The sequence below is a fragment of the Bartonella sp. AA86SXKL genome (assembly GCF_042196885.1).
The window spans coordinates 1-649 of sequence record NZ_JBHIRE010000418.1; the positions used below are offsets into that span (position 1 = coordinate 1).

Genomic DNA, 649 nt, shown 5'->3' on the forward strand with positions numbered 1-649 from the left:
AGGTGGCGCAATCCAGCAGAGAAACTCGTTCCAGAAAAACCAATTTTCTTAAATCTATGCTGATAAGTGACATCTCCACGAAGAGAAAGTTTTGATGAGAGACGGGCATTAAACCCAACCCCTGCTTCCAAAGAAGAACCAAAGGAACCTAACTGAAAATCGTTTTTAAAAGAAACGAATTGCTTATCTTCAAAACTATGCAAATAAGAAAGCTTACTATAAAAAGAAACTTCACGTCCCTCTTCCACAACACCTAACGTCTTGCTTAAACGCCCACCAACACGCCCCACCCATTGATGAAATTTTCCTAAATCAACATCAAGATTATCAATATCACGCGCCTGATTAAACTGAAGATGCTGATAAACAACCTGAATCTGCGGATCAAAAACAACACCTTTATACCCTGTTGCAAACGTTCTACCACTCGTTAAAGAACCGCTAAATTGTTTACCCTTTAACGCCACAACCTTGCCCCGTGCAAGGGTCAAAACATCTCCCTTAAAAAGACCATACGATACCACCCCATCCATATAAAAACCGGTATCATGCTGCAAATTTCCATAAGCAGTAACAGACCATTTATTAAATGCGCTTTTTTTGCTTTGTTCAACATCCTGAGGGTGTAGAGAAAGATTTCCATAGTTCC

At 39.9% G+C, this 649-nt stretch carries 1 protein-coding gene; it reads right to left on the reverse strand.

Translation table 11 applies throughout. The features are described 5' to 3' along the window. On the reverse strand, window positions 1–649 hold a 649-nt coding region (locus ACFIO5_RS12355; protein WP_375705561.1), incomplete at both ends, for an autotransporter outer membrane beta-barrel domain-containing protein.